This window comes from Curtobacterium phoenicis (assembly GCF_047238015.1).
Taxonomy (GTDB): Bacteria; Actinomycetota; Actinomycetes; order Actinomycetales; family Microbacteriaceae; genus Curtobacterium.
On sequence record NZ_JBDFLZ010000002.1, the window covers coordinates 2007326 to 2030792 of the forward strand.

The window sequence follows — 23467 nt, forward strand, 5'->3', positions numbered from 1 at the left end:
CCCCATGACCGGTCGGACGAAGACGTCACGCTCGGAGCTCGCCCGGCTCGGCTTCGCCGAGCTCTCGGAGAGCCTCGAGCGGATCGCTGCGCTCGAACGGACCACCGGCCTGGAGGCGCGGTTCGGCGCCGTCCTGCCGCATGCGGGCATCGGGTCTGCCGCTGTGGGCGGCGGGGCCGCTCCCGCCGGCCTGCCCGGGTTCGACCCGGCAGCGGTCTGGGGTGCGACCGCGGATCCGGACGGCGCGGTCCGGCTGCTCGAACGGCTGTCGGAGCGGGCGCCGGAGGAAGTCGCTGCGGTCCTCGCCGACGGCGCTGCAGCCGAACGGCTCGTCCGGCTGGTCGGGGCGTCGGTCGGGCTGGGGGAGTTCCTGCACCGCCGGCCCGCGGAACTCGCGCTGCTGTCCGACCCGGTGACGCCCCCGTGGACGCAGGAGGCGTACACCGCCTCGCTGCTCGACGCCGTCGACGGAGCCACCGGTGAGGACGCCCGACTCCGGCTCCGCGTGCGCTACCGACGGCACCTCGCGCACATCGCCCTGTTCGACGTGCTGCACGAGGCCCCGACCGAGGCGTTCCCGGCCGTGGCCGCCGGACTCGCCGACCTCGCGGGAGCCGCGCTCGAGGCCGCGGTCGACATCGCCCGGCGCGAGGTCCCGTTCCCGGCCGCCGACGTCGAAGCCACCCCGCTCGCGGTCATCGCGATGGGCAAGGCCGGCGCGCGCGAGCTCAACTACGTCAGCGACGTCGACGTCATCTTCGTGACCGAACCCACCCGCGACGACGAGGCCGGCACCGGCGTCGGTACCGACCGTGCCGTGCTCATCGCCACGCGGCTGGCCGTCGCGGCCACCCACGCGATCACCGACCTCGCCGCGGAGCCCGCGCTGTGGGAGGTCGACGCGAACCTCCGACCCGAGGGCAAGGACGGCGCACTCGTCCGGACGCTCGACTCCCACGTCGCGTACTACCAGCGGTGGGCGAAGGAGTGGGAGTTCCAGGCACTCCTCAAGGCCCGGCCGATCGCCGGCTCCGCGGACCTCGGGCAGCGGTACGCCGAAGCGGTCGCACCCTTCGTGTGGAACTCCGCCACCCGGCCCGGCTTCGTCGAGTCCGTGCAGCGCATGCGGGAGCGCGTCACCGAGCACATCCCGGACGCCGAGGTCGACCGGCAGCTCAAGCTCGGTCCGGGCGGGCTCCGCGACGTCGAGTTCACGGTGCAGCTGCTCCAGCTCGTGCACGGCCGTGACGACGAGAGCGTCCGCGAGCGCTCGACCCTCGACGCGATGGAGGCCCTCACCGCCGCAGGGTACGTCGGCCGCCCCGAGGCCGCGCGCTTCGGGCCCGACTACGCGCTGCTCCGGGTCCTCGAGCACCGCATCCAGCTCCGGCGGCTGCAGCGCACGCACCTGATGCCCTCCGACGAGGAGGAACTGCGCGTCCTCGCGCGGGCGAGCGGGTTCGCGACCTCCGCGTCGGCGCTGGAGAACCGGTGGCGATCGGTCAAGCTCGAGGTCCGCGGGCTCCACGAGCGGCTGTTCTACCGTCCGCTGCTGTCCGCGGTGGCCGCGACCGACGGCGAGATCGTCCTGACGAGCGACCAGGCGGCGGACCGCCTCGGCGCGATCGGCTTCGCGGACCCCGCCGGTGCGCTCGGTCACATCCGCGCCCTCACGCAGGGGACGAGCCGGCGTGCGACCATCCAGCGGAACCTGCTCCCGGTGCTCCTGCGCTGGATGGCCGAGGGACCGGCGCCGGACCGTGCACTGCTGGCGTTCCGGCGGCTCAGCGACACGTTGGGGGAGTCGAGCTGGTTCCTCCGGATGCTCCGCGACTCGTCCGGAGCCGCACACTCGCTCACGACCGTGCTGTCCGAGTCGGCGTTCCTGTCCGGCCTGCTCGAACGCTTCCCGGAGGCCGTCGCGTGGCTCGACGAGCCCGAGTCCCTCCTGCGGCCGAGACCGATCGAGTCGCTGCTCGCCGAGATGACCGCCACGACCGCTCGCCACGGGGACGACGTCGACGGCTCGGCAGCGCTCGTCCGCTCTGCCCGTCGCCGGGAGACCCTGCGGCTCGGCATGGCGGCGGTGCTCGGCTGGCTCGACGTCGACGCCCTCGGGCCCGCGCTCACCGACGTCACCGAGGCCACCCTCGCCGGCGCGCTCGCCCTCGCTCGCAGGAACGCGCCGGAGGGACTCGAGTTCGGCATCGTCGCGATGGGCCGGTTCGGTGGTCGGGAGCTCGGCTTCGGATCCGACGCCGACGTCCTCTACGTGTACCGCGCGGCCGACGGGACCGAACCGGAGGTCGCGTCGCGCGCCGCGCAGGCGATCGTGCGCGAGCTCGGCCGCCTCACCGAGGACGCGATCCACCCGTTCGAGCTCGACGTCGACCTGCGTCCGGAGGGGAAGAACGGTCCACTCGTCCGCACACTCGACTCGTACGCCGCCTACTACGCGCGGTGGTCCCTGACGTGGGAGGCGCAGGCGCTGCTGCGGGCCCGCGGCGCCGTGGGGGACCAACAGCTGCTCCGGGACTTCGAGCACGTCGCCGACCGCACCCGGTACCCCGAGCACATCGACGACCACGCGGTCCGTGAGGTCCGACGCATCAAGGCCCGTGTCGAGTCGGAACGGCTCCCGCGCGGCGCGGACCCGGCGCGGCACCTCAAGCTCGGTCGTGGCTCGCTGAGCGACGTCGAGTGGTTCGTGCAGCTCCTGCAGCTCCAGCACGCGCTCACGGTGCCCGGGCTGCGGACGACCTCGACGCTCGAGGCCCTGTCGGCGGCGACCGAGGCCGGACTCGTCGCACCGGAGGACGCCGGACGACTCGGCGCGGCGTGGCGGTTCGCCTCCCGTGCCCGGAGCGCCCTCGTGCTCTGGTCGGGGAAGACCACGGACGTGCTGCCCGTCGACCGCATCCAGCTCGAGGGCGTGGCACGGCTGATGGAGTACCCGCCCGGGTCGGCGACGCAGCTCGAGGAGGACTACCTCGGCATCACCCGGCGCGCCCGGCAGGTGTTCGAGCGGGCGTTCTACGGCGCCTGACGCCCACCGCACGGCGCCTGACGCCCACCGCACGGCGCTGTTCGACGCTGCCGTCGGAACCGCTCGACACGCCCGGGATGACGCTTCCGGGGCGGAGATGACGTGTCGTCGAAAGTGAATTCCGCGTGTCCGGAACCGTCCCCCACTGTTTCCGGATCTGTACCCCGCGCATGGGACCGCTCCCAGCGCGCGAACCGCCGCCGTCGGCCCTCCACGCGTTCGCGGCGGGTCCGGTCGTCCATGCTCCGCTCCTCCTGTCAACCATCTCTTGACCTGGGTTTTTCATGGTCGGTCAGTCGCGCCTCCCGTCTGGCCGGCGCGCCCCCGACCACGCGACCATCGCTCGGAGCGGTCCGCCGCATTGCTGTCAGCACAGGTGGGGACAACCCGCGTCCGCCTCGGAGCGGACAGGCGTGTACCCCGTAACGTGCCGGTAACACCCCCGGACGGGGGCCGTGTTGCGAGGGGTGTCACGTTTCTGCATCAATGGCTGCACCCGAACCGACCACTGGTTCCTCGATGAAGCGGAATCCCCACCTCGAACGTTGAAGCAGGGATCGATGTTCACCTTCATTCTGCAGATCCGGCAGATGGTCGAAGGGCACCCCGAGTTCTACCTGTTCGCCGTGTACTCCGCGGTGATCTGGTTGCTCTGGCTGCTCAAGGTCGTCCTGTCCGCCCGCTACCGCCCCTTCACCGGCACCTACACCGGCACGACCAGCGTCGTCGTCCCCGTCGTGGACGAGCCGCTCGACCTCTTCCGGGACGTCATCGGCCGCATGGTCGAGCAGCAGCCCGGCGAGATCATCGTCGTGATCAACGGCGCCCGGAACGAAGCGCTCGAGGGGGTGTGCGACGAGTTCGCCCCGCTCGTCCGCTGGACCCACACGCCGATCCCCGGCAAGCGCAACGCCGTCAAGGTCGGCACCGAGATGTCGAACGGGGACATCACGATCCTCGTCGACTCCGACACCGTGTGGACCCCCGGCACGCTGTCCGAACTCCTGAAGCCCTTCGCGGACGAGTCCGTCGGCGGCGTCACCACGCGCCAGCGCATCCTCGAGCCGACCCGCAGCTGGATCACCCGCTGGGCGGACTGGCTGGAGAACTCGCGTGCGCTGTACTCGATGCCCGCGCAGAGCGTCCTCGGGCAGATCGGCTGCCTGCCCGGCCGCACGATCGCGTTCCGCCGGAACATCCTCATGCGCGTCATGGACAAGTTCATGCACGAGAAGTTCATGGGCGTCTTCCTCGAGGTGTCCGACGACCGCACGCTCACGAACCTCACGCTCAAGGAGGGGTACCGGACCGTCTACCAGTACACCTCGCTGGTCTACACGGACGCCCCGCTCCAGGTGAAGAAGCTGTTCAAGCAGCAGCTCCGCTGGGCCCGCGGCTCGCAGTACAACACCCTGCGGATGCTGCCGTGGATGATCGGGCACGCGCCGGTCCTCGCGCTCTTCTTCGTGACGGACATCATCCTGCCGTTCATGCTGTTCGGCGTCATCGCCGGCTGGATCTACCGCGCGGTGACCGGTCAGGGCGAGAACCTCTACCAGGGCATCCTGCAGCAGTACGGCTTCTCGACGGGCTTCGTCTACGTGGCCGCGCTCATGGTCGTGTCGAGCGTCCTGAGCATGGCGATCCGGCAGATCCGGCACCTCTCCGAGAAGCCGAGCGACTTCTTCCGCCTGCCGATGTTCATCATCGTGTCGACGTTCTTCCTCATGCCGATCCGACTCATCGGCTTCTTCCGCCTGGCGCACGCCTCCGGCTGGGGCACCCGTGCCGGTGCCTACGCCGGCGGACCGACGGAGGAGGACCCGGCGCAGCCGCAGCACCTCGCGGTGCAGACGCCGGTCAGCCCGGTCGACGCGTCCCCGTCGTCCGACGACCAGGCCGCGGCCGACCGTGCCTTCGACGAGATCTTCGGCGCCGGTGCCAGCACGCGCCGCACCGAGTTCGACGACGGCGCGGACGCGACCACCAACTCGACCGCGACGGTGCTCGCGACCCGACGCTCGTCCGAGCAGGCAGCCGCACCGGCTCCGACCCGCGCGGCCGTGAAGCCGGCCAGGGTCCGTCGCCACAATCCGTACGCCGCGATCCCGTACGTGATCGGCATCGCGATCTTCGCCCTGGAGGCGTTCCTCATTGTCTGACCTCATCCGCTCCTCCGGTGCCTGGTGGGCCCAGTCCAGCAAGCACGCCCGACTCACCGCCGTCGGGACGACCGCCATCCTGGTCGTCCTCGGCCTCATCACCTGGACGGTCTGGGTGTCCCCGGCCGGCCCGGTGTCCACCGCCGTCCACCAGGCCCTCGGCGTCACCCCGCCGAAGAAGCAGGTCTCGGCTGCCGAACTGCAGACGAAGCTCACCGCGGCCCAGGAGAAGATCTGGGCCCTCGAGGGCAAGCTCGACTCCACGACCGCCAAGGCCGGATCCCGCGGTGACCAGATCGCCGAGCTCAAGGCACAGCTGGCCTCGCTGCAGTCGCAGCTCGGCGCTGCGCAGAGCCGGTCGGGAGGCACGGCGAACGCCAGCGGGTCGGGTTCCGGCACCGACGGCGCCGGTTCCGGCGCCGGTTCCTCGGGCGGCGCTGCTTCGTCCGGTGGCTCGGGCTCGTCGGGCGGCGGTTCCGGCGCATCGGCCGGCGGTTCGGGCAGCGGCTCCGGGTCCGGCTCGGGCGGCAACGCCTCGGACCCGAACACCGGGCCCTCCACGGACCCGGGCCCCGCGCCCGTCACCGCGCCGAGCAAGGCCCAGGTCCTCGCGCAGCAGTCCCGGTGGTACGGCCTCTACACCGCGCAGTCGCCGTTCAACTGGTCCGAGTACGACCAGGTGTCCCAGCAGGTCGGCAAGGCGACGAACATGGTCGGCTTCTTCCAGGGCTTCGACCAGGACTTCAACCAGAGCGCCGTCCAGCGCTCGTGGGCGAACGGCCGCCTGCCGATGATGACGTGGGAGTCCGTGCCCGCCAAGACCGGCAACGACGAGCCGTACGTCCCTGGGTACACGAACGAGGACATCATCTCCGGCAAGTTCGACGCCTACCTCACCAAGTACGCGAAGGACCTCGCCGCGAACGGGATGCCCCTCGTCATCCGGCTCGACCACGAGATGAACGGCCAGTGGTACAACTGGTCGGAATCGACCAAGCAGCAGAACGCTCCCGGGTCGTACGTGGCGATGTGGAAGCACGTCTGGCAGGTCTTCCAGGACAACGGCGCGAACCAGTACGCCATCTGGGACTGGTCCCCGTCGCGCATCGACAAGCTCGGCAACCCGAAGTACCAGACCGTGGACTACATGCGGAACTACTACCCGGGGTCCGAGTACGTGGACTGGGTCGGGATGAGCGGCTACTACCGCGACGCCACCGAGTCCCCGACGTTCGAGAACACCTTCGGCGCGACGCTCGCCCAGATCCGTGAGATCGCTCCCGGCAAGGGCATCGTCCTCAACGAGATCGGCGCGACGGAGACCGGGGGCAGTGTCTCCGACTCGCAGAAGTCCCGCTGGATCACGTCGCTCTTCGACGCCCTCGCCGACCCGGCGAACGACGACATCATCGGCTTCGCCTACTTCTCCGAGACCGCCACCACGATCGTCGACGGTGCCCGCACCACCAACGATTGGCGTCTCAACTCCCGCGCCGACAGCCTCGAGACCTTCCGTGAAGGCATCGCGCGCACCGACATCGACTACGACCTGCAGGAGGTCACGCAATGACCGCGCCGAAGAAGACCGAGTCCTCCGTCGACTCGCGACCCGCACCCGTCATCAGCGTCATCGGCACCGGCTACCTCGGCGCCACCCACGCGGCCGCCATGGCCGAGATGGGCTTCGAGACGATCGGCGTGGACGTCGACCCCGCCAAGCTCGCCGCCCTCACCGCCGGCGAGGTCCCGTTCTTCGAGCCGGGCCTCCCCGAACTCATCACGAAGCACGTGGCCAGCGGCAAGCTCCGCTTCACCGCGTCGCTCCCCGAGGCCGTGGCCGCCGCCGACGTGCACTTCGTCTGTGTCGGCACCCCCCAGAAGGCCGGGTCGCACGCCGCGAACCTCGCCTACGTCGAGGCCGCCACCCGCGGTGTCGCCGAGCACCTCACGCACCCCGGGCTCATCGTCGGCAAGTCGACCGTGCCGGTCGGCACCGCGGCCCGGCTCCGGGAGCTCGTCCGCGAGTTCACCCCCGCGGGGATCGACGCGGAACTCATCTGGAACCCCGAGTTCCTCCGCGAGGGCAAGGCCGTCGAGGACACGCTGCACCCGGACCGCCTCGTCTGGGGCGGTGCCTCGCCCGAAGCCGACGCGGTCATCCGCGAGGTCTACGCCGCCCCGATCGCCGAGGGTTGCCCGGTCATCACCACGGACCTCGCCACGGCCGAACTCGTCAAGGTCAGCGCGAACGCCTTCCTCGCGACGAAGATCTCGTTCATCAACGCGATCTCGGAGATGTGCGCCATCACGGGAGCCGACGTGTCGACGCTCGCCGACGCCCTCGGGCACGACGCCCGCATCGGCCGGAAGTTCCTGAACGCCGGCCTCGGCTTCGGCGGTGGCTGCCTGCCGAAGGACATCCGGGCGCTCATGCACCGCGCGAACGAGCTCGGCGCAGGCCGTGTCGTCGGCCTCATGCAGCAGGTCGACGAGATCAACATGGGGCAGCGCGAGCGGGTCATCGACATGGCCATCGAGGCCGTCGGGGGATCGGTGCTCAACCGCCGTGTCGCGGTCATCGGTGCCGCGTTCAAGCCCCTCACCGACGACGTCCGCGACTCCCCGGCGCTCAACGTCGCCGCCGCGCTGCACCTCCGCGGCGCCCAGGTCTCGCTGTGGGACCCGGAGGCGAACGAGACCGCCCGCCGTTCGTTCCCGACGCTGACCTACGCGGCGACGAAGGAAGCCGCGATCGAGGGCGCCGACGTCGTCCTGGTCCTCACCGAGTGGGACGAGATCATCGAGGCGTCGCCGGTCGCGCTCGGCGAGGTCGTCGGGCGCCGCGTCGTGATCGACGCGCGCAACTGCCTCCCGGTCGCTGACTGGGTCGAGGCGGGTTGGGCAGTCCGTTCCCTGGGACGGCCCACTCCGGTCACGGGTGCACCCGTGAGCGTCGCCGCGGGGGCGAACGACGTGCTGGCGACGGCACGCTAGTCCCGTCACCGCAACGAGCGGGGTCCGTGCCGGGGGCGGCACGGGCCCCGTTCCGGCGTGCGCGGGCCCTCCTGCTCCCGCGCGTACCTGGTGTTTCCGGGCGTGCCTGGTGTTCCTGGGCGTGCCTCGTGTTCCCGGGCGTACCTGGTGTTCCCGCGCGTACCTGGTGTTTCCGGGCGTGCCTGGTCGGTCGTGCCGACCAGGTACGCCCGTTCTCGCTTTCCATCGCAGTTGCGATGGGAAGGAACGTGCCAGCGCGACCGCCGGGAGGCCCGGCGCGCGCCCGCCGGACCGGCACCGGGCCTCCAGGCGGTCACCACCACCGCGTCACCGGCGCCACACGCAGAAGGCCCCGCACCGGAACCGGTGCGGGGCCGTCGTGGTGTCTGCGAGGATCAGACGCCGAAGTAGAGCTCGTACTCGAACGGGTGCGGACGCTGCGCGAGCGGGAGGATCTCGTTCTCACGCTTGTAGTCGATCCACGTCTGGATGAGGTCCTCGGTGAAGACGTTGCCCTTCGTGAGGAACTCGTGGTCCGCCTCGAGCGCCTCGAGCGCCTCGTCGAGAGAGCCCGGCACCTGCGGGATGCCCTTGGCCTCCTCCGGCGGGAGCTCGTAGAGGTCCTTGTCGACCGGCTCGTGCGGCTCGATGCGGTTCTGGATGCCGTCGAGGCCCGCCATGAGCTGCGCGGCGAACGCGAGGTACGGGTTGCCCGAGGCGTCCGGCGCGCGGAACTCGATGCGCTTGGCCTTCGGGTTCGTGCCGGTGATCGGGATGCGGATCGCGGCGGAACGGTTGCCGGCCGAGTAGACCAGGTTGACCGGAGCCTCGAAGCCCTTGACCAGGCGGTGGTACGAGTTGATCGACGGGTTCGTGAACGCGAGGAGCGCCGGGGCGTGCTTCAGGATGCCACCGATGTACCAGCGCGCGACGTCCGAGAGGCCGCCGTAGCCGTTCTCGTCGTAGAACAGCGGCTTGCCGTCGTTCCAGAGCGACTGGTGGGTGTGCATGCCCGATCCGTTGTCGCCGAAGAGCGGCTTCGGCATGAACGTTGCGACCTTGCCCCTCTGGTCGGCCGTGTTCTTGACGATGTACTTGAACTTCAGGATGTCGTCCGCGGCGTGGACCATCGTGTCGAACTTGTAGTTGATCTCCTGCTGGCCGCCGGTGCCCACCTCGTGGTGCGAGCGCTCGAGCTCGAAGCCCGCCTCGATCAGCTTGAGGGTGATGTCGTCGCGGAGGTCAGCCGTCTTGTCGACGGGGGAGACCGGGAAGTAGCCGCCCTTGTACGGGGTCTTGTTGGCGAGGTTGCCGCCCTCTTCCTCGCGGCCGGTGTTCCACGCGCCCTCCTCCGAGTCGACGGAGTAGAACGACTTGTTCTGCGTGACCGAGTAGCGGACGTCGTCGAAGATGTAGAACTCGGCCTCGGGAGCGAAGAACGCGGTGTCCGCGATGCCCGTCGACGCGAGGTACTTCTCCGCCTTCTTGGCGACCTGACGCGGGTCACGGCCGTAGATCTCGCCGTTCCGCGGGTTGTAGATGTCGAAGATCATGATCAGCGTGCGCTCGGCGCGGAACTGGTCGATGTAGGCCGTCGTCACGTCCGGGATGAGCTGCATGTCCGACTCGTGGATCGACGCGAAGCCGCGGATCGAGGAGCCGTCGAAGAGCTGTCCGACCGAGAAGAAGTCCTCGTCGACCGTCGACGCCGGGATGTTGAAGTGCTGCTGGACGCCGGGAAGGTCCGTGAAGCGGATGTCGAGGAACTTGACGTCCGTGTCCTTGATGAAGGCGAGCACCTCGGAGGAATCGCTGAACATGTGTGTCGATCTCCTGTGGGGTTGGGTGATGTCGGCAGGGACCTTTCGGCACCCTCCGACGAGGCTATTGACACCGGGTTTCCCGGACGTGACTGCATTGTTTCGTGCGTGTTACGCGGCGGAGGTCGCCTACCCTTGTCGCATGGCCCGCTCCACCTCCTCCTCGTCGACCGCCACTCCGCACCCGGACGGATGGCCCGGCAAGGACCTCGGGCTCCCGGAAGAGGGCCCCCGCAGCGTCGGCCGCATCGGTCGCCGCGTCGTGGCACTGCTCATCGACGGTGCCCTCGCGGACCTCGTCGCGTACGTCACTGGCGTGTGGTCGCCCGTGAACGGCTCCGGCGACATCGCGCACTCGTGGGTCCAGATCGCCATCTTCGCCGTGTTGCAGATCCTGTTCATCTGCCTGCTGTCCGGGTCGTTCGGGCACATCTGCGTCGGCCTGCGCGTCGTGCCGATCCGCGGTGGCTACGTGGGGGTCTGGCGCCCGGTGGTCCGGACCGTGCTGCTCTGCCTCGTCGTGCCGGCGCTCATCATCGACCGCGACAGCCGCGGTGCCCACGACCGGATCGCCGGGACGGTGCTCGTCCGGCGCTGATCGACGGCGTCGCCCGGACGCAGAACGCCCCCGACCGTCGCGGCCGGGGGCGTTCTGCGTGTGGGCTTCGTCGTCGGGGCGTCGTCGCCGGTGTGGTCGGAGTGCTAGCGCGGACGACCGGCACGTGCCCGCATCGGGTCCATGCCCTTCGGGATCGAGGCAGCGGGGCTCTGCGTCAGCGAGTCGAGCCGGTTGGCGACCGCGAGCACCTCGTTGCGGTTGAGCGCCTTCTTGAACTTGTTCATCGCGCGGGGGAGCTTGTGCAACGTGACGGCGTCGTCGCCGCCACCGACGTGGACCACGTGCACCGGGACGTTCGGGACGATGCGCTGCACCTTGCGGCGCTCTTCGTCCACCTGACGGGTGAGGTTGCCGAGCTGGCCCTCGGTGATGAGGACGACGCCCGGCGTACCGACGGCCCGGTAGACGGCTGCCTGTGAGCGACCGTGCACGGCGACGGGCATCTCGCTCGAGCGCCACTGGCGACGGAGCGAGTTCGAGAGCACGGCGCCGACGGCTCCGGGCTGGCCCTCGATCTGCGAGTAGGCGGCGCGCTCGGCGAGCCGGCCGAGGACGATGAGGAAGAGCAGCACGCCGAGCAGCACGCCCGCGACGATCCACAGGACGACCGCGAGCCAGTTCTGGCCTGGGAGCAGCAGCGCCAGGAGGACGCCGAGGACGACGGGGACCAGGAACGCGAGGGCGAACCACCAGACGGACGACGGGTCGGCCCGACGGGTCATCTGGAAGACCTGGTACATCTGCTTGAGACGACCGGGCTCCTTCGCCTTCGTGTCGGAAGAACTGCTGCGTGCCATGCACACAGGATACGGCCTGAGCAGGCACTCGGAGACCGGTCCGGACGAGGCTGTGGGCGAACGGGCGGCGTCCACAGTCCCGGACGAGGCAGTGCCGGGACCGCCCCGCGCGGGGAGCATGGTCACCGTGCTGCAGGACGACGAGCGGACGACCTGGTGGGCTGCTGCGTCCGAGGGGGACCTGTTCGGCTGGGTCGCCACACGGTGTGCTCCTCCGGACCGGCACCTCGGCCCGGTGCGCGCGGTCGGTCGTACCGGGACGGGCACCCTGGTGGTCGAGCTCCTGCGACCGGCGGGGCCGTCGATCACAGCGGCGCTCGACCGCCTCGGGACACCCAGCGTCGGGGTCGCGGTCACGCTGACCACGCCGCTGCTCGACCTCGCCGTTGCCGCGTCGCGTGGTGCGGTCGTGCTCGGGTGCGCTCGGCTCGACGACGTCGTCGTGGACGACTCCGGGGCCGTCGTCCTCTGCGACCGGCCGCCGGGTGCCGTCCCGCTCGTGGTCGGGTCGAGCGCCGATGCGGGTCTCGTCGAGGGCGTCACCGCGCTGCTGCTCGCCGTCCGGATCGTCTGCGAACGAGTCGATCCGCGCGAGCCGTGCCGGCCACTCATCGACGCCGCGATCGTCGACGCCCGGTCCGGTGACCCGGACGCACTCGAACGCCTGCGTGCGACCGTCCGGACGGCAGGGGCGCCGCGGCCGGTGCGCTGGGACCCACCCGCTGGGGTGTTCTCCTTCGACGAGGTCGGGTCCTCCGCCCCGGGGCCGGAGCCGACCGTGACGGCGGTCGACGCGGTGATCACTCGGGTGCGGTCCGTCGTCGAGCGTGGTGTGCCCCTCGGTGGGCGCCGGGTCCCGGTGCGACAGGTCGGCGTGGGCGTCGTGGTGGCCGTCGGGGTGGTGGTGTCCGCGGTGACGGCGCTCGGCGGGTGACGGTCGGGCGCGGTGGTGGGGCGCGATCCCGTCACGGACGCGGAACGGCCCCGCTCCCTTGCTCGGGACGCGGGACGGCCCCGCTCCCTGGGGAGCGGGGCCGTCCTGTCGTGCTGTGCTGGGACGCCGGGTCTCAGTACCCGAGGTTGGGGGCGAAGTTGCCCTCCTCGAGGCGGTTCTTGACCGCGACCAGGTAGCGCGACGCGTCCGCACCGTCGATGATCCGGTGGTCGTACGACAGCGCGAGGTAGACGAACGAACGGATCGCGATCGCCTCCTGTCCGTCGACCTTCACGACCGCCGGACGCTTCGTCACGATGCCCGTGCCGAGGATCGCCGACTGCGGCAGGAACACCACGGGCGTGTCGAACAGTGCACCACGCGAACCGGTGTTGGTCAGCGTGAAGGTCCCGCCCGCGAGCTCGTCCGGCTTGAGCTGGTTGTTGCGCGTGCGCTCGGCCAGGTCGGCGATCGACTGGGAGAACTGCGCCAGGTTCAGCGACGCGGCGTCCTTGATCACCGGGGTGAGGAGTCCGCGCTCCGTGTCCACCGCGATCGAGACGTTCTCGGTGTCCGGGTAGACGATCTCGTCGCCGTCGACCGTCGAGTTGATCTTCGGGTGCGCCTTGAGCGCCTCCGACGCGGCGAGCGCGAAGAACGGCATGAAGGAGAGCTTCGAGCCGGTCTTCTCGAGGAACTCGGCCTTGTGCGCGTCGCGGAACTGCGCCACCTTCGTGACGTCGACCTCGACGACGCTCGTGAGCTGCGCGGTCGAGGTCATCGACTGCACGGCACGCTCGGCCACGACCTTGCGGAGCCGGGTCATCTTCTCGCGGGTGCCACGGAGCGGCGACACCTCGGCGACGAACGGACCCGACGCGGCCGGAGCCCCGGCGGACTGGCCCCCGGCAGCGGACTTCGCAGCCGCGGCGGCGAGGACGTCCTCCTTGCGGATGCGTCCACCGACACCGGAACCGGTCACGGTCGACAGGTCCACACCCTGCTCGTTGGCGAGCTTGCGGACGAGCGGGGTGACGTAGCCGGACGCGGAACCGTCCTGCGTCGGGTTCGGCACGGACGCCGACTGACCCGATGCAGCCGGAGCCGCGGCGGGGGCCGGCGCGGCAGCCGGAGCCGGAGCCGGGACGGCCGCCGGGGGAGCCGCGGCGGGCGGCGGCACGGGAGCGGCCTGCGGCACCGGGGGCACGGCCTGCGGAGCGGACGGCGCCTGGGGCGCGGCGGGCTGCGTCTGCCCGTCCGGGGCGGGCTCGGCCCGCTGCGGCTCGGGCGCCTTCTGCTCCTCCTGCTGCTCCGTGCTCGGGGCCGGCTCGGGCTCGGTGGCGTCGGCCTGGGCCTCGTCGGAACCCTGCTCGGATGCGCCCTGGTCGGAGGCGCCCTGGTCGGACGCGCCCTCGTCGGAGCCGCCGTCCGAGGAGCCGGAGCCGTCGCCGATCTTCACCAGCGCGGTGCCGACCTCGACGGTCTCGTCCTCCTGCACGAGGATCTCCTCCACGACGCCCGCGACGGGCGAGGGGATCTCGGTGTCGACCTTGTCGGTCGAGACCTCGAGCAGCGGCTCGTCGACCTCGACCCGGTCACCGACGTTCTTCAGCCATCGGGTCACCGTGCCCTCGGTGACGCTCTCGCCGAGCGCCGGGAGGTTGACGGATTCGCTCATCGGGTGGACTCCTCTTCGCAGGGGTGGTTCGTGGTGGTGGTCATGGTGTTCACAGGGCGTGCAGCGGCTTGCCCGCGAGGTGCAGGAACGCCTCGCCCAGCGCCTCGTTCTGCGTGGGGTGTCCGTGGACCAGGGGTGCGATGTCCTCCGGGTAGGCCTCCCAGTTGACGGCGAGCTGTGCCTCGCCGATGAGCTCGCCGACACGTGCGCCGATCATGCTGACGCCGACGACCGGGCCGTCGACCACGCGGACGACCTTGACCGAGCCGGACGTGCCGATGATGTGGCTCTTGCCGTTGCCGGCGAGGTTGTACTCGTAGGAGTCCACCTTGTCGGCGCCGTACTGCTCCTCGGCCTTGGCCTGGGAGAGCCCGACGGACGCGACCTCGGGGTCCGAGTACGTGATCTTCGGGATGTTCGTGTCGGAGATGACGACCGGGTTCAGACCCGCGATCTCCTCGGCGACGAAGATGCCCTGCTGGAAGCCACGGTGCGCGAGCTGCAGGCCGGGGACGATGTCGCCGACGGCGTACACGTTCGGGACGTTCGTGGCGAGGCGCTCGTTCGTCGTGACGAAGCCGCGGTCCATCGTGACGCCGACCTCCTCGAAGCCCATGTTCTGGGTGAGCGGGCCGCGACCGACGGCGACCAGCATGACGTCGCCCTCGAAGGTCTTGCCGTCCTCGAGCGTGACGACGACGCCGTTCTCGTGCTGCTCCACGCCCTGGAAGCGCACCCCGAGGGAGAACTCGATGCCGCGCTTGCGGAATGCGCGCTCGAGCTGCTTCGACATCGACTCGTCCTCGGCGGGGATGAGGTGGGGCAGGGCCTCGACGATCGTCACCTCGGCGCCGAAGGACTTCCAGACGCTCGCGAACTCGACGCCGATGACGCCGCCGCCGAGGATGACGACCTTGTTCGGGACGTAGTCCATCTTGAGCGCGGTCTCGGAGGTGATGACGCGGCCGCCGATCTCGAGCCCGGGCAGCGAGCGCGAGTACGAACCGGTGGCGAGCACGACGTTCTTGCCGGTGACGGTCTGGTCGCCGACCTGCACGGTGTTCGGGGAGGTCAGACGGCCCCAGCCCTCGACGACGGTGATCTTCCGCGCCTTGATGAGCCCCTGGAGGCCCTTGTACTTGGACGAGATGACGCCCTGCTGGTACTCGATGACCTTCGGCACCTCGACACCGGCGAACTCGGCGATGACGCCGTACTTCTCGGCGTCGCGCGTGCCGTCGGCGATCTCCGCGGCGTGCAGGAGCGCCTTCGTCGGGATGCACCCGCGGTGCAGACACGTCCCCCCGAGCTTGTCTCCCTCGATGAGCGCGACGCTCATCCCGAGCTCGGCGGCCCGGAGCGCTGCGGCGTAGCCACCGCTGCCGCCACCGAGGACCACGACGTCGTAAGTCTGTTCCGTCACCTGGTGCAACTCCCTCGTGCGTGTTCGGGACCGGTCAGGCCCCGTGGACACCGCGGCGAGCGGCGTCCCACGGTCGGACCGTGTGGTTCCGGTCCCGTCCCGTGTGGGTCCGGCGGGGTGCGCGCGCACGCGGCCGCCCCGCCGGACTCAAACCTACTACTTGGACTGGAGCTCTTCTGCGAGCGCGATGAGTGTCCGGACCATGACGCCCGTGGCGCCCTTGCCGAGCCACCCGTAGCCGCCGCCCTTGTGCTCCGAGGGACCCGCGATGTCGAGGTGCGCCCACGGGATGCCCTCACCGACGAAGCGCTCGAGGAACTTGCCGGCCAGGAGCATCCCGCCCGCCGGGTTGCCGACGGTCGCGTTCACCATGTCCGCCACGTCGCTGGCGAGTCGGGCGTCGAGCTCCTCGGGCAGCGGCATCGGCCAGATCGGCTCGGCGACGGCGTCCGCGATCGCCCGGACCTGCGCCACGAGGTCGTCGCTGCCCATGAGGCCGGTCGTGCGGTCGCCGAGTGCCACGACCTGCGCGCCGGTGAGCGTGGCGACGTCGACGATCGCGTCCGGGTGCTCGAGCGACGCCGCGGCCATGCCGTCGCCGAGCACCAGGCGACCCTCGGCGTCGGTGTTCGTGACCTCGACGGTCTTGCCGTTCTTGAGCGTCAGGACGTCGCCGGGGCGGGTGGCCGAGCCGGACGGCATGTTCTCGGCGAGGCAGAGCCACGCCGTGACCTTCGTGTCGAGGCCGAGCTTCGCCGCGGCGACCGTCGCGGCGAGCACCGTGGCCGCCCCGGTCATGTCGGTCTTCATGCCGAGCATGGACGCGGCGGGCTTGAGCGAGAGGCCGCCCGAGTCGAACGTGATGCCCTTGCCGACGAGCGCGAGGTGCTTCGACGCGGACTCCGGCGCGTACCGGACGACGACGAGCCGCGGGGGACGGACCGAGCCGCGGCCGACCCCGGCGATGCCGCCGAAGCCCTGCGCCGCGAGCTCGTGCTCGTCGAGGACCTCGACGGTCAGGGGGAGGCCCTCCGCCTGCGCGACCGCGACGTCCGCGACGTCGGACGGACCGAGGTCACCAGCGGCGGTGTTGACGAGGTCCCGGACCGTCGAGGCCGCCTCCGCCACGACCGACGCGCGGGTGGTGTCGACCTCGACGTCGGCCGGCGCGACCACCGTGATGCGCTGGTCGCCGCGGACCGGTCCGGCGGTGCCGGTGCCCTTGTGGGTCGTGAACACGTAGGAGCCGAGGGCGGCACCCTCGAGCGCCGCCTCGACGAGCTCGGCGGAGTCGGTCGGCAGGGCGATCGCGATCGACTCGACGAGCGGGAGCTGGCGGACGGCGCTGCCGGCGGCGCTCCGCACGGCGGCGGCGTCGGTGCCCGAGCCGAGACCGACGAGGGCGACGGAGGACGCCGCGACGCCGGTCCCCGGCAGCCGCACGAGCTGGTCCTTGGCGCCGGTCACGCCGATCGCCGCGAGGTCGAGGTCACCGAGGAAGTCGGCGCCGACGGCGGTCGCCGGGCCGCCGTCCACCCCCGGTCGGACGCCGACGACGAGGACGTCGGCCTCCGTTTCGACGGGCGCGGACGAGACGGTGGAGAGGATCGGTCGGACCATGCTCCCAACCCTATCCGCGCGGTGTTCGCTGTCGGCGTGGTCGTGCCGCCCGGGCCAGTGCGCACGCCCGCCTAGCATGGGGACGGTGAACCACCCCGAGGACCTCTACTCGTTCGTCGACGGCGCTCCCGAGGTGCCGGCGGGCCTCCACCTCGTCGCGGCGCTGACCGGCTTCGCGGACGCGGGCGCCGCGGTGGCGCAGGTCACGACGGCGATCGAGGGGACGCTCGAGTCGGAGACGGTCGTCGAGTTCGACCCCGACGTCCTGCTCGACTGGCGCGCTCGACGCCCGGTGATCACGTTCGAGCACGACCACATCGAGTCGGTCTCGGTCCCGCGGCTCAGGCTGTCCCTCGTGCGCGACGAGATCGGTCAGCCGTTCCTCTTCCTCTCCGGGTACGAGCCCGACTTCCGCTGGAACGCGTTCGTCGCCGCGGTCACCGACCTCGCCGAACGGCTGCAGGTCGTCGACACGACGTGGGTCCAGTCGATCCCGATGCCCGTGCCGCACACCCGCCCGATCCGGATGACGGTGTCCGGCACGCGCGCCGACCTCGTCGAGCAGATGAGCGTCTGGAAGCCGGAGACCCAGGCACCCGCGAACGTCCTGCACCTCGTCGAACACCGGCTGGCGCAGTCTGGACACGACGTCACCGGGCTGGTGCTGCTCGTGCCGCACTACCTCTCGGACACCGAGTTCCCGGACGCCGCGGTCGCCGCCCTCGCGGGGGTGTCCGCCGCCACGGGCCTCATCTTCCCGTCCGACGCCCTCCGCGAGGAGGGTCGTGAGTTCCTCGCGCGCGTCGACGAGCAGGTCGGCGGGAACGGGGAACTGCAGCGGTTGGTATCGGTGCTCGAGGAGCGACACGACGAGTACATGGCCGGCAACCCGATCGGCTCGCCGCTCACCGGCGTCGACGGCGAGGTCCCCTCCGCCGACGCGATCGCGGCGGAGCTCGAGCGGTTCCTGGCGGACCGACGCGGGCAGGCGGACGGCACCGCGGACTGACGGGCGCGCCACCGTCCGGGGTGCGCCGACCGACGGGCGCCGGCCGCGCCTCCCGGCCGGGTCCTGCCTGGAGGCGCATCGAGCGCCCGCCCCGCGGGTCGCGTCCTGCACAGGACGGCCCGGCCGCGGGGCGGTCCACAGGACCGGCCGTGCGGTCGGAGCGACCGGACCACGCCGGTAGCCTGGCCGGGTGAACTCGCGCCGTGCCTTCCTCGTCTGGGGCGTCGCGGTGCTGGCCTACGTCCTCGCCGTGGTGCAACGATCCACGCTCGGAGTCTCCGGGGTTGATGCGCAGGAGCGCTTCGCGGTGTCCGCGGCCGTGCTGTCGACGCTCGCGGTCGTGCAGATCGCGGTGTACGCGGCGCTGCAGATCCCGGTCGGCATCGCACTCGACCGGTTCGGTCCCCGGCGACTCGTGCTGCTCGGTGCGGCCCTGCTCGTGGCCGGGCAGGCGATCGTGGCGATGTCGCCCACGATCGGGCTCGCGGTGGTCGGGCGTGTGCTCGTCGGCGCCGGTGACGCCATGACCTTCATCTCGGTGATCCGCCTGCTGCCGATGTGGTTCAGCGGGCGGATCCTGCCCCAGATCTCGCAGTGGACCGGCAACCTCGGGCAGGTCGGGCAGGTGCTGTCGGCGTTCCCGTTCGCGCTGCTGCTGCACACCACGGGCTGGGGCACGGCGTACGGGGTGGCTGCCGGAGCCGGGGCCGTCGGCCTCGTGCTCGCGTTCGTCTTCGTCCGCAACGGCCCGGTGCCGGTCCGCACGGGTGCGATCCCGCTGCCGCATTCGTGGGGTGGTGCGCTCCGGACGTTCGCACACGCGGTGCGGCGTCCGGGCACGCAGCTCGGGTTCTGGTCGCACTACGTGACGCAGTCGTCCGGCACCGTCTTCTCGTTGCTGTGGGGCGTCCCGATGCTCCGTGGGCTCGGCTACACCCCGACCGAGGCCGCCGGCTTCCTCACCGTGATCGTGGTGACCGGGTTCGTCGCCGGGCCGCTGCTCGGTGTCCTCTGCGCCCGGTACCCGCTCCGCCGGTCGAACCTCGTGCTGGGGTGCGTGGCGCTCCTCGCGGTGGTCTGGACGGCTGTGCTGACATGGCCGGGGCAGCCACCGACCTGGCTCCTCGTGCTGCTCGTGGTCGCGATGGGCATCGGCGGCCCGGGCTCCCTCATCGGGTTCGACTTCGCTCGGTCGTTCAACCCGGTCGGCGCGCTCGGTTCGGCGAACGGACTCGTGAACGTCGGGGGTTTCCTCGCGGCGTTCGTGATGATGTTCCTCATCGGCACGATCCTCGACGCCGTGTCCCGCGCGACGGGGCAGACCGTCTTCGCGTGGGCGAACTTCCGCGTCGCCCTCACCGTGCAGTACGTCGTCGTCGGGTTCGGGGTGGGCATGCTGCTGCACGCGCGGCACCGGACCCGTCGTGTCCTGCGCGAACAGGAGGGAATACGCGTCGGCCCGCTCTGGGTTGCACTGGTTGCACGTGTGCGGAAGCGCGGCGTGCAATAATGACTGCTGGACCCATCGGGCCCCTCGTGACCGACCGCTCCCCGGAGCGCGCGGAAACGCGGGGACTTGACATGGGTCCTAGTGCTGCCCGGATTGGTAGGACCGGCTGACGCGGGGGACTGCGGCGACGGCCCTGGGCGGCGAGGGAGGCCACGACCCCACGAACGTGGCACGACGAGAGAGGTGATCGCATGGCTGCCCGGAGCACGACGATCGATCCCACGAAGGACACCGACCCCGAGGGCACGACGGCTGCGTCCGCCGAGGCCGAGGAGACGGCTGCGCCGAAGAAGCGCGCCACCAAGGCGCCGGCGAAGAAGGCCGCGCCGAAGAAGTCCACCGCCAAGGGTGGGAAGAAGGCCAAGGCCGGCGACGACGAAGAGCTCGACGACGAGCCCGTGGAGCCAGTCGACGAATCGACGGACGACGCCACGGACGACACCGACACCGACACCGACACCGACACCGACGACGAAGCCCCGAAGGACACCAAGGCCGAGGCCGCCGCGGTCGCTGCCGGTGCACTCGTCATCTCGCAGTCCGACGACGACGAGGCCCCGGTCTACTCGACGACCATCACGGGTGCCACCGCCGACCCGGTCAAGGACTACCTCAAGCAGATCGGTAAGGTCGCGCTCCTCAACGCCGAACAAGAGGTCGAGCTCGCGATGCGCATCGAGGCCGGCCTGTTCGCCGAGGACAAGCTCCAGCACGCGACGGGTCTGTCCAAGCCCGAGGAGCGGGAGCTCCGCTGGGTGGCCCGCGACGGTCAGCGAGCGAAGTCGCACCTGCTCGGCGCGAACCTCCGCCTCGTCGTCTCCCTCGCGAAGCGCTACACCGGCCGTGGCATGCAGTTCCTGGACCTCATCCAGGAGGGCAACCTGGGCCTCATCCGTGCCGTCGAGAAGTTCGACTACACGAAGGGCTTCAAGTTCTCGACCTACGCGACGTGGTGGATCCGCCAGGCGATCACCCGCGCCATGGCCGACCAGGCGCGCACCATCCGCATCCCGGTGCACATGGTCGAGGTCATCAACAAGCTCGCGCGCGTCCAGCGGCAGATGCTGCAGGACCTCGGTCGCGAACCCACTCCGGAAGAGCTCGCCCGCGAGCTCGACATGACCCCGGAGAAGGTCGTCGAGGTCCAGAAGTACGGTCGCGAGCCGATCTCGCTGCACACGCCCCTGGGCGAGGACGGCGACTCCGAGTTCGGCGACCTCATCGAGGACACCGAGGCCGTCGTGCCGGCTGACGCGGTGGGCTTCACGATGCTGCAGAAGCAGCTCGAGAGCCTGCTCGACTCCCTGTCCGAGCGTGAAGCGGGTGTGATCCGCATGCGCTTCGGCCTCGGTGACGGTCAGCCGAAGACCCTCGACCAGATCGGTGACACGTTCGGCGTGACGCGCGAGCGCATCCGCCAGATCGAGTCCAAGACGATGGCGAAGCTCCGCCACCCGTCGCGGTCGCAGTCGCTGCGCGACTACCTCGAGTAGGCCGATGCGCTTCCTCATCCCGATCCTCGTCGGGCGGATCCTCCGCGCCCTCGCCCGTGCGCGGGGCGGTGGATCCGCCTACCCCGGGTACATCGTCCTCAAGCTCGTGCCCGACTTCCTGCAGCACGTGACGAAGCAGTTCCCGAACGGCGTCGTCTTCGTGCTCGGGTCGAACGGCAAGTCCACGACGACGCACATGATCTCCGACATCGTGCGAGCACACGGGCTCCGCGTCTTCACGAACCCCTCCGGTGCGAACCTGCCGCAGGGCATCGCCTCGGCGCTCCTCTCCGAGGTGTCGCTGACCGGCAAGCTCAAGGCCGACATCGGCATCCTCGAGGTCGACGAGGCGTTCGCGGTCGAGCTCGCGGGCATCCTGTCGCCGTCCACGGTGACGATGCTCAACGTCCAGGTCGACCAGCTCTACCGGTTCTTCGAGACCGAGCGCGTGGCGACGATGATGCTCGACACCGCGGCGCTCTCGGCCCGGAACGTCATCACCAATCGGGACGACCAGTTCCTCGACGCGTACGTCGGTGCGGCCGGCCAGCAGGTGCTCCGCTTCGGCGCGAGCGCCGAGGTCGTGGCGGCGGCGCCGAACGGGCTGCAGAACGCCGACGACTTCGACCGGCAGGACGCCGAGCCGAACGTCGCCGACGCCGAGGTCGTCGTGAACACGGGCGACGGTGCGACCATCCGGTTCGCCGGGGCGGACATCCCCGTCCGGCTCCCGGCCCGCGGCCTGCACTACGCCGTGGACGCCGCCGCTGCCACGGCCTCCGCGAGTGCGGCACTGGGCGACCAGTTCCGTGCGGACGCGGTGACGAAGGCCTTCGGCACGATGAAGCCCGCCTACGGCCGGGGTGAGCGCCTCCCGATCGCGGGCGAGTCGGCTGAGTTCACGATGTTCAAGAACGCCGCGAGCCTCCAGCTGAACCTCGACGCGCTCCCGGACCGCCCCGAGCAGGTGCTCATGGCGATCGACGAGGGTACGCCGGACATCTCCTGGATCTACGACATCGACTTCTCGAAGCTCGACCACGTGGACGTCGTCTCCGGCGACAAGGCCTGGCAGATCGCGATCGCGCTGGAGCACGCCGGTGTCCGTATCGGGAAGGTCGAGCCCGACGTCGAGGCCGCCATCCGGCACATGGAGCAGCTCGGCACGACGACGAGCGGGACGAAGAACTTCATCGTCAACTACGAGATCATGATGATTGCCCGCAAGGCCCTCGGCCACCCGGACATGGAGAAGACGGCATGACCGCCGACCGGTTGACCATCCTGCACGTCTACCCGCGGCAGATGGGCGTCTCGGGGGACCGCGGCAACGTCGCTGCCCTGGTCCGCCGTGCGGCGGCCGCGGACATCGCCACCGAGGTCGTCGAGTACGCCCCCGGCGACACACTGCCCACCACGGCGGACGTCGTCGTGATCGGCAACGGTCCGCTCAGCGCGATGCGGTCCCTCGGTGCGGACGTCTCCCGTGTCGGCGCGCCGTTGCGCGAGTTCGCTGCGTCCGGTGTCCCGGTGGTCGCGGTCGGCGGCGGGTTCGACCTCGCCACCAACAGCGTGGTGTCCTCCGACGGTGCCGACGTCACCGGCTTCGGGGTGTTCGACGCCCGAGCCGTCCGCGGAGCCGAGCGCCGGGTGAACTACTTCGTGCTCGAGACCCGGTACCCCCTGCTCGGCGGCGCCCCGACCCGGATCGCGGGCTTCGAGGACCACGCGACCCGCATCGAGCTCGGCGACGGTGTGACGCCGTTCGCCGACGTCGTGTCCGGTGGCGGCAACCAGGCCGGCAGCCCGGTCGAGGGAGCGATCACCGGGACCTCCTTCGGGACCCACACGCAGGGCCCGATCCTGCCGCTCAACCCGCAGCTGACCGACGGTGTGCTCGCCGCCGCGACCGCGCGGCTCGGGCGCTCGTACGCGCCGGACGCCCAGCGCACCGCGACGATCGACCGGTTCGCGCGCGAGGCGCGCGCCACCATCGACCGCTACGTGGACAAGGCGTTCAAGCGGATCGCCTGACGAGGCCCACCACACACAGACGGGAGGCGCGGTGCCAGCTGGCACCGCGCCTCCCGTCCGTTGCGTCCGACGGCCGTCGGAACGCTACTTCGACTCGTAGAGTCGGCTGCTCTCGTCGTGCCACTCGATGGCGGTCGCCGCGAGCTTGTCCTTGAACTCCGCGCCGTGGTGCGCGCAGAAGAGGAGTTCGCCGCTGGCCATGGTCGCTCGGATGTAGGCCTGCGCCCCGCAGCTGTCGCAGCGGTCAGCAGCGGTGAGCTGGTTGCTGCCGAATTCGTCGATGGAGAGGTCCTGCACGGTCTGGGTCATTGCTGTGCTCCTCACGGAT

The 23467-nt window shown here is 70.7% G+C and carries 17 protein-coding genes; 11 read left to right on the plus strand and 6 right to left on the minus strand.

Annotated elements, in window-relative coordinates; all coding sequences use genetic code 11:
* The first annotated feature begins 4 nt into the window (after positions 1–4).
* The 4 genes from ABC270_RS09770 (at position 5) to ABC270_RS09785 (ending at position 8202) form a co-directional block, all read left to right on the plus strand.
* Complete coding sequence (locus ABC270_RS09770) at positions 5–3046, plus strand: bifunctional [glutamine synthetase] adenylyltransferase/[glutamine synthetase]-adenylyl-L-tyrosine phosphorylase (RefSeq protein WP_412880607.1); 3042 nt, start codon at positions 5–7, stop codon at positions 3044–3046.
* 560 nt (positions 3047–3606) lie between these two features.
* The gene (locus ABC270_RS09775; RefSeq protein ID WP_412880608.1) at positions 3607–5208 is read left to right on the plus strand and encodes a glycosyltransferase family 2 protein; all 1602 of its coding nucleotides are present in this window, start codon (positions 3607–3609) and stop codon (positions 5206–5208) included.
* Positions 5201–6778 carry a glycoside hydrolase family 26 protein gene (locus tag ABC270_RS09780; protein WP_412880609.1) on the plus strand — a complete coding sequence of 526 codons (1578 nt, stop codon included), beginning with the start codon at positions 5201–5203 and terminating at the stop codon, positions 6776–6778. Before ABC270_RS09775 ends, ABC270_RS09780 begins: the two co-directional genes overlap by 8 nt.
* Complete coding sequence (locus ABC270_RS09785) at positions 6775–8202, plus strand: UDP-glucose dehydrogenase family protein (RefSeq protein WP_412880610.1); 1428 nt, start codon at positions 6775–6777, stop codon at positions 8200–8202. The genes ABC270_RS09780 and ABC270_RS09785 overlap by 4 nt, the downstream gene beginning before the upstream one ends.
* A gap of 395 nt (positions 8203–8597) precedes the next feature.
* On the opposite strand, the gene glnA is transcribed toward ABC270_RS09785, so the two are convergent.
* On the minus strand, positions 8598–10022 hold the full coding sequence (glnA, locus tag ABC270_RS09790; protein WP_412880611.1) for a type I glutamate--ammonia ligase: 1425 nt from the start codon (positions 10020–10022) through the stop codon (positions 8598–8600).
* A gap of 142 nt (positions 10023–10164) precedes the next feature.
* On the opposite strand from glnA, the gene ABC270_RS09795 reads away from it, so the two are divergent.
* Positions 10165–10620, plus strand: a complete 456-nt coding sequence (locus tag ABC270_RS09795) for an RDD family protein (RefSeq protein ID WP_412880612.1) — start codon at positions 10165–10167, stop codon at positions 10618–10620.
* A 104-nt stretch (positions 10621–10724) separates the two neighbouring features.
* Here the strand turns inward: ABC270_RS09795 and ABC270_RS09800 are convergent, their stop codons facing one another.
* A complete protein-coding gene (locus tag ABC270_RS09800) occupies positions 10725–11438 on the minus strand; it encodes a DUF4191 family protein (protein WP_412880613.1) in 714 nt (237 codons plus the stop codon).
* A gap of 127 nt (positions 11439–11565) precedes the next feature.
* On the opposite strand from ABC270_RS09800, the gene ABC270_RS09805 reads away from it, so the two are divergent.
* Entirely contained in the window at positions 11566–12372 is an 807-nt protein-coding gene (locus ABC270_RS09805; protein ID WP_412880614.1) for a hypothetical protein, read from the plus strand.
* A gap of 133 nt (positions 12373–12505) precedes the next feature.
* On the opposite strand, the gene sucB is transcribed toward ABC270_RS09805, so the two are convergent.
* The 3 genes from sucB to ABC270_RS09820 form a co-directional block, all read right to left on the minus strand.
* Positions 12506–14050 carry a 2-oxoglutarate dehydrogenase, E2 component, dihydrolipoamide succinyltransferase gene (gene sucB, locus ABC270_RS09810; RefSeq protein WP_412880615.1) on the minus strand — a complete coding sequence of 515 codons (1545 nt, stop codon included), beginning with the start codon at positions 14048–14050 and terminating at the stop codon, positions 12506–12508.
* A gap of 49 nt (positions 14051–14099) precedes the next feature.
* Entirely contained in the window at positions 14100–15473 is a 1374-nt protein-coding gene (lpdA, locus tag ABC270_RS09815) for a dihydrolipoyl dehydrogenase (protein ID WP_412880616.1), read from the minus strand.
* A 156-nt stretch (positions 15474–15629) separates the two neighbouring features.
* Positions 15630–17093, minus strand: coding sequence for a leucyl aminopeptidase (locus ABC270_RS09820; RefSeq protein ID WP_412880617.1), 1464 nt, complete (start codon positions 17091–17093; stop codon positions 15630–15632).
* Between the two features lie 76 nt (positions 17094–17169).
* Here ABC270_RS09820 and ABC270_RS09825 point away from each other — a divergent pair, with 76 nt between their 5' ends.
* The 5 genes from ABC270_RS09825 to ABC270_RS09845 all read left to right on the plus strand — a co-directional run bounded on the left by ABC270_RS09825 (position 17170) and on the right by ABC270_RS09845 (position 23139).
* A complete protein-coding gene (locus ABC270_RS09825) occupies positions 17170–18102 on the plus strand; it encodes a proteasome assembly chaperone family protein (RefSeq protein WP_412880618.1) in 933 nt (310 codons plus the stop codon).
* Positions 18103–18292: 190 nt separating this feature from the next.
* Positions 18293–19612: an MFS transporter gene (locus ABC270_RS09830; RefSeq protein ID WP_412880619.1), complete on the plus strand. Its 1320-nt coding sequence runs from the start codon at positions 18293–18295 to the stop codon at positions 19610–19612.
* A 191-nt stretch (positions 19613–19803) separates the two neighbouring features.
* The gene (locus ABC270_RS09835; protein WP_412880620.1) at positions 19804–21105 is read left to right on the plus strand and encodes an RNA polymerase sigma factor; all 1302 of its coding nucleotides are present in this window, start codon (positions 19804–19806) and stop codon (positions 21103–21105) included.
* Positions 21106–21109: 4 nt separating this feature from the next.
* Entirely contained in the window at positions 21110–22369 is a 1260-nt protein-coding gene (locus tag ABC270_RS09840) for a MurT ligase domain-containing protein (RefSeq protein ID WP_412880621.1), read from the plus strand.
* Positions 22366–23139, plus strand: a complete 774-nt coding sequence (locus ABC270_RS09845) for a type 1 glutamine amidotransferase (protein ID WP_412880622.1) — start codon at positions 22366–22368, stop codon at positions 23137–23139. The genes ABC270_RS09840 and ABC270_RS09845 overlap by 4 nt, the downstream gene beginning before the upstream one ends.
* 84 nt (positions 23140–23223) lie before the next feature.
* Here the strand turns inward: ABC270_RS09845 and ABC270_RS09850 are convergent, their stop codons facing one another.
* Complete coding sequence (locus tag ABC270_RS09850; protein WP_058725269.1) at positions 23224–23448, minus strand: DUF7455 domain-containing protein; 225 nt, start codon at positions 23446–23448, stop codon at positions 23224–23226.
* Between the last annotated feature and the right edge of the window lie 19 nt (positions 23449–23467).